The organism is Mycolicibacterium vinylchloridicum, assembly GCF_013404075.1.
GTDB classification, from domain to species: Bacteria; Actinomycetota; Actinomycetes; order Mycobacteriales; family Mycobacteriaceae; genus Mycobacterium; species Mycobacterium vinylchloridicum.
This window is the reverse complement of sequence record NZ_JACBJQ010000131.1, coordinates 1-4,237: the sequence shown is the minus strand read 5'-3', so window position 1 is coordinate 4,237 and position 4,237 is coordinate 1. Positions and strand designations below refer to the sequence as shown.

Here is a 4,237-nt window from a genome sequence, read left to right as displayed (position 1 = left end):
ATTCCTTTGCTCGAGTGACTTTCGCGGGTCTCTCGAAGAATCACGCGATGACCTTCATTCATCCGGCTACGACACGCCGGTACCGCTGATCAGGTCCGACTCGTACACCACTCTGCTGGACGCAACCCGGGGCGAGGCGGAAATACTTGGGGGACAGGTGAATGCTGAAACCCTGCCTCATCGGTGCAGGTGGCCATCCGCGCGTCGCAAGACTGCTTCCTGGGATGGTATCGCCGCCAAGAGCAACCAGTAGTCGCGTGGAGGTGAACCGTCTGCGCATCGACGTGCCGACGACCGCCGACGGCTGCACCGAGTAGGAGCGCGAGGGCCGCCTCCCAGCCGTGCCCACAAGTGCGCGTCGACCGAGAGCTCGGACTGTCCGTATTCACGGGCGAGTACATCACGTCGCAGGACGTCGTCACCAAAACCTGTCGCAGCTTAAGCCTCGCCGTGCGCGGTCGGTCAGTTCTTGGACGCCACGTCGCCGGGACGAGTGGCAAGTGTGTGGGACGGCTGGGTCGGGGTGTGCGGCGGAAGGCGTCGCTGGTTTTCGGCAGAGTTGGCCCCTGCTCGGTCATTAGCCGTGAGGGTTGCCGCGTCCTCTCGTTATTGGCGGTTGGAAGCGGGCGTCATTGGCGGTTGAAAGCGGGCGTCCCGCAGCGGGTCTTTTGGGATCGCCAATAGCGGGGCGTCGTCGAGGTAACCGAGAGCGGATAGCTCGCGCAGTTTTTGGCCGATGCGTTCTACGAGGTTCACTGGTGCGCCCGGATCGTTCACCGTGTGGGCGATATGGCGAATTCGTTCACTAATCCGGCCCCAGTCACGGCCGGCCATGTCGACTCTGACCAGCAACTCGTAGCGAGCGAGGGCTCGTTGGTTCCGGCATCGGTCAAAACTCCAGCAACTCGAGTAACTTGCCCGCATCGGTTGCGGTGCTGGGCGCCAAGTAGTGGATGCGTGATTCGGCGATCGCAGACATCTCAATTGGCGGCACATCGTACTTGAGGCCGACATGTACGACACGGTCTATGCCGGCGCCGATCAGCGGAGCAAGGGTTTCAGACAGGGAGTGCAGGCTGCCTTCCTGGATTTGGCCGCCGTGAACGATCATGTTTCTCTTGCGATATAGCCGCGTGAGCTCACGGGTGAGGATCTCGGTGATCTTCTCGATCTCGCCTCGAGGATTGGCTAGCGCTGGGCGGATACGGTTGAGCGCAAGCATGTCCATTTCGGTCAAATTCAGCGTTGGGTTGCTGTGCAGGTGTCGCTGAAAAAGCTTGGCACGGTCGAGGTTTTCGGTGCACGCCCGCATCTCGTCGGCCGGCGATCCGCTGTGGTTGGCGGCGTAGGAACGAGACAGCCTGGTCAGTTCGGCACGGAGCATGCTTGCTGCGACGATGAGCGCGAATCGCCGTGCTGCGATGACATCTTGCTCGTCGGCAGGGCCTACCATCAGTGACTCAATCGCCGCCCAGCCGTTGACCACGGCGACGTGCGGTGGCCCTGTCTGGACTGCCTGCACCAATGCGAGGGTATTGGTGATGTAGTCGACCGTGTCGAGGTCGTGCAGGTGTCCTAGGCGTTCGAAGGCGCGAACATTGATGAGGCGGTTGGTGGCGTGCGCTGGGAACTCGTTGCCCTTGTCCTTTGACCACATACTCGGGTTGAGGACAATCGGCTTTTTCGCGCCGAGTTGCAGCTTGGTCGCCAGGTTGGATATTCGTGTGCGGGCTCGGTCGGCTGCGGTGTTGATGTCGTGAGCGGATACCTCGATCAGGAATGAACCCTGCTGGGAGACTCCCGGCGCCTTGGCGGCGTGTTGGGCTTTCCACTGGGTGGTCTGCTGGGCGGTCAGCCATCCAGGGGGTGGTCCTGATCCGTCGAACCTGGGGGAGCTTTGTACTGGTACGCAGAACGTGTAGATCTTTAGGGGCTTTTTCAGACGGGCATCGGCCTCACGGAGAAAGTCGCCGATGGATGGCGTGACGGTTGCGTCGTCGCGGATTGTGCGCAACCAGGCGTAAACGCTGCTCTTGTGCATCCCGGCGTCGAGAAGGTGCGCGGTGATCCGTCGCGACGCACCCTCAATGTCGATTCGCCGGCGTGGATCGGGGTCGGGCGGAGAGTCGAATGCGGCAGCCCAGGTTTGGAGATAGTCCTGGTCGTACCGATCGAGGTGCTCGCGCAAGCTCACCCAGGCGTGATCTGAGGGCGTCACTCCGGGTTTGATGCCGGCCAAATTGCCCAGGGCCTGGCCGCGGTCTGCGATACCGTTGTCGGTCTGCAGACTGTGTCGACAGTGCTTTCGCAGATCGGCGATCGCCGACTCGGGGGTGCCGGGCCGCACGCTTTCGTCGCGCAGTTCGCGTGCGATCTGCAGCGTTCCTGCACGCCACAGCCGGCGGTGCCACGGAGCACGGGTGGAGCAGATCTCCATCACTCGGGCGGTGAAGTTGGCGTACTCCGGTGGTTCCTGGATCGGCATGTGGTATATTTAAGGCGTAAACGAGCTACATGCTCGGTTCTACCGACCATAAGCTCGTTTTTTCTTCCAGAATGCACGAAGAGAATAAAGGACCGGATTACTCTGCCCAGAGCAATCCGGTCCTTCTCTATTCGGGCTAACCCCCGGCCGGCCTTCGTCCGAGCTTTGTGAGCAACTCGACCAAACGATCGTCGAACCACTAGTTGTCTCGGCTGACATTCCCAAGGAACTGATGGACACAACTGAGCCGACTCGGCTCGCCGCGGCGGTCGAGGAATGGTGGGGCGATGATCTGAGCGCCGAGACGATAGATCGCATCGCCGAGGCGCCGATAGAACACTGGGTAGCGTTCGGCGAGCAGTACTCGAGTCAACGCAGGTCTGGTATGGCGGCTAGGACCGGACTCGCGGGAGCGGCGGCAGTCTACTGTTCGCTGGATTCGAACCCGGACGAACTTTATGACCCAACCCTGATTCCACTCGGGGCAGACCGCGTCCGAGCAATCGCGCTTTTCGCAAAGGACGTTGTGGTTAACGACCCACTTGCGAACGTCGTACGGGGGTTCTTGTCTACGTCGAAATCTCCTTTCGGAGAACCTCCGTCAAGGACCTCCATTAAGCAGGCATTGCAGGCTATCCGAGGTCTCGCGCCACTGGAGAATGCACGCGCGGTCAGTTTCGTCGACGTAAGGGGTGATACCGACGGGGCAACTGCTCTGGCGGACTTGTTCCAGCTTGCTGACGAACTATCACTTGATCGACTGGATTGGCGATGGTGTTCAGATCCACGTGCCGTTCGGGGCTCTGCGTCAGGCGTCCTCGCTGGAATGAATATCCTGGCTGACTTGGCGGCTGCTCGCTGCGCCGCGCCCGAGGGTTCGGTGTTCATTGGAACGCCCCTCGAGCGTTCAGTTCTCGAGTTGCTCGTCTCACTGGGGAGCCAGCGGGTGATTGCGCCTCGAGCAGCCGCGCTGTCCGACCTTGCAACTCTGGCCGTTCCAATTCTAATCCCCAACGCGACGGACGTGGCTACTGTGCGCGCCGCCGACGAATACGCGGACTTCCGGCGAGACTTGAGCCATGCGCTAAGCGTTGTGGGTGATCTTCCGTCCGAGGACGAGGCCTGGTTGTATACGGCTCGCGCGATGCTAATTGAAGAGCTAGGCCCGGGACGAGACCGTTTAGCGAAAGCGGTGAAGAAATCGCGGGCGCTCAGTGAATTGCCAAGGGCAACTGCGACTTTGTCGATATCAGCTCTAGGTGCGGCCGTCGGAACGTTGGCGGGAAGTATGCCTTTGCCAGCATTTGCGGCCGCAGCGGTCACAGGTGTCGGTGCCTCGTTGAGTTCATTCTTGAGTGTGCGCCGAGGCGTGCGCGAGAAAAAGGCAGTACTCGAGAGTTACATGTTGTTCGGGCGCCCGCGGGCCTGACGCTGAGCGAGCGCTGATCCGCCAGGAGCCAAGGTGCGCGACCGTTCGGCGAACTGCTGCATCGGAACGTGTTCATCTGACGGGAAGCGATCAAGATCTGGACAACCGTGTGGTTCTAGGATCCGCCATCGAAAATGGAATTAGGCGTCCGCCATCTTGAGCGGAATTTTGGAAAAGCTCAGGTAGAGGCGACGGCGAGCATGTCCCGAGTCGCGTGGAATTTGGGTGACGATCCACGATGAACTCTAGGCGGCGGCACCGACAGATTTGGTGTCGGCGCCGGTGTCGGGGTGAGCGTGTCGGCGCAGGGCGTCGACGAGCTG

Annotated in this window: 3 protein-coding genes; 1 reads left to right on the top strand and 2 read right to left on the bottom strand. The window is 61.0% G+C overall.

Annotated features, from left to right (window positions below; all coding sequences use genetic code 11):
- Nucleotides 1–606: 606 nt before the first annotated feature.
- Together HPC46_RS33830 and HPC46_RS33825 are read right to left on the bottom strand one after the other, a co-directional pair.
- Complete coding sequence (locus HPC46_RS33830; protein WP_005148497.1) at nt 607–834, bottom strand: hypothetical protein; 228 nt, start codon at nt 832–834, stop codon at nt 607–609.
- 55 nt (nt 835–889) lie between these two features.
- Nucleotides 890–2,485 (bottom strand): hypothetical protein, encoded by a 1,596-nt coding sequence (locus HPC46_RS33825; protein WP_005148496.1) that lies wholly within the window; start codon nt 2,483–2,485, stop codon nt 890–892.
- Nucleotides 2,486–2,717: 232 nt separating this feature from the next.
- Here HPC46_RS33825 and HPC46_RS33820 point away from each other — a divergent pair, with 232 nt between their 5' ends.
- Nucleotides 2,718–3,914 (top strand): hypothetical protein, encoded by a 1,197-nt coding sequence (locus HPC46_RS33820; protein ID WP_005148495.1) that lies wholly within the window; start codon nt 2,718–2,720, stop codon nt 3,912–3,914.
- Nucleotides 3,915–4,237: the final 323 nt, after the last annotated feature.

Coding starts and splice junctions, on each gene's coding strand:
- HPC46_RS33830 (WP_005148497.1), bottom strand. CDS start 834: ATGGCCGGCCGTGACTGGGGCCGGATTAGTGAACGAATTCGCCATATC.
- HPC46_RS33825 (WP_005148496.1), bottom strand. CDS start 2,485: ATGCCGATCCAGGAACCACCGGAGTACGCCAACTTCACCGCCCGAGTG.
- HPC46_RS33820 (WP_005148495.1), top strand. CDS start 2,718: ATGGACACAACTGAGCCGACTCGGCTCGCCGCGGCGGTCGAGGAATGG.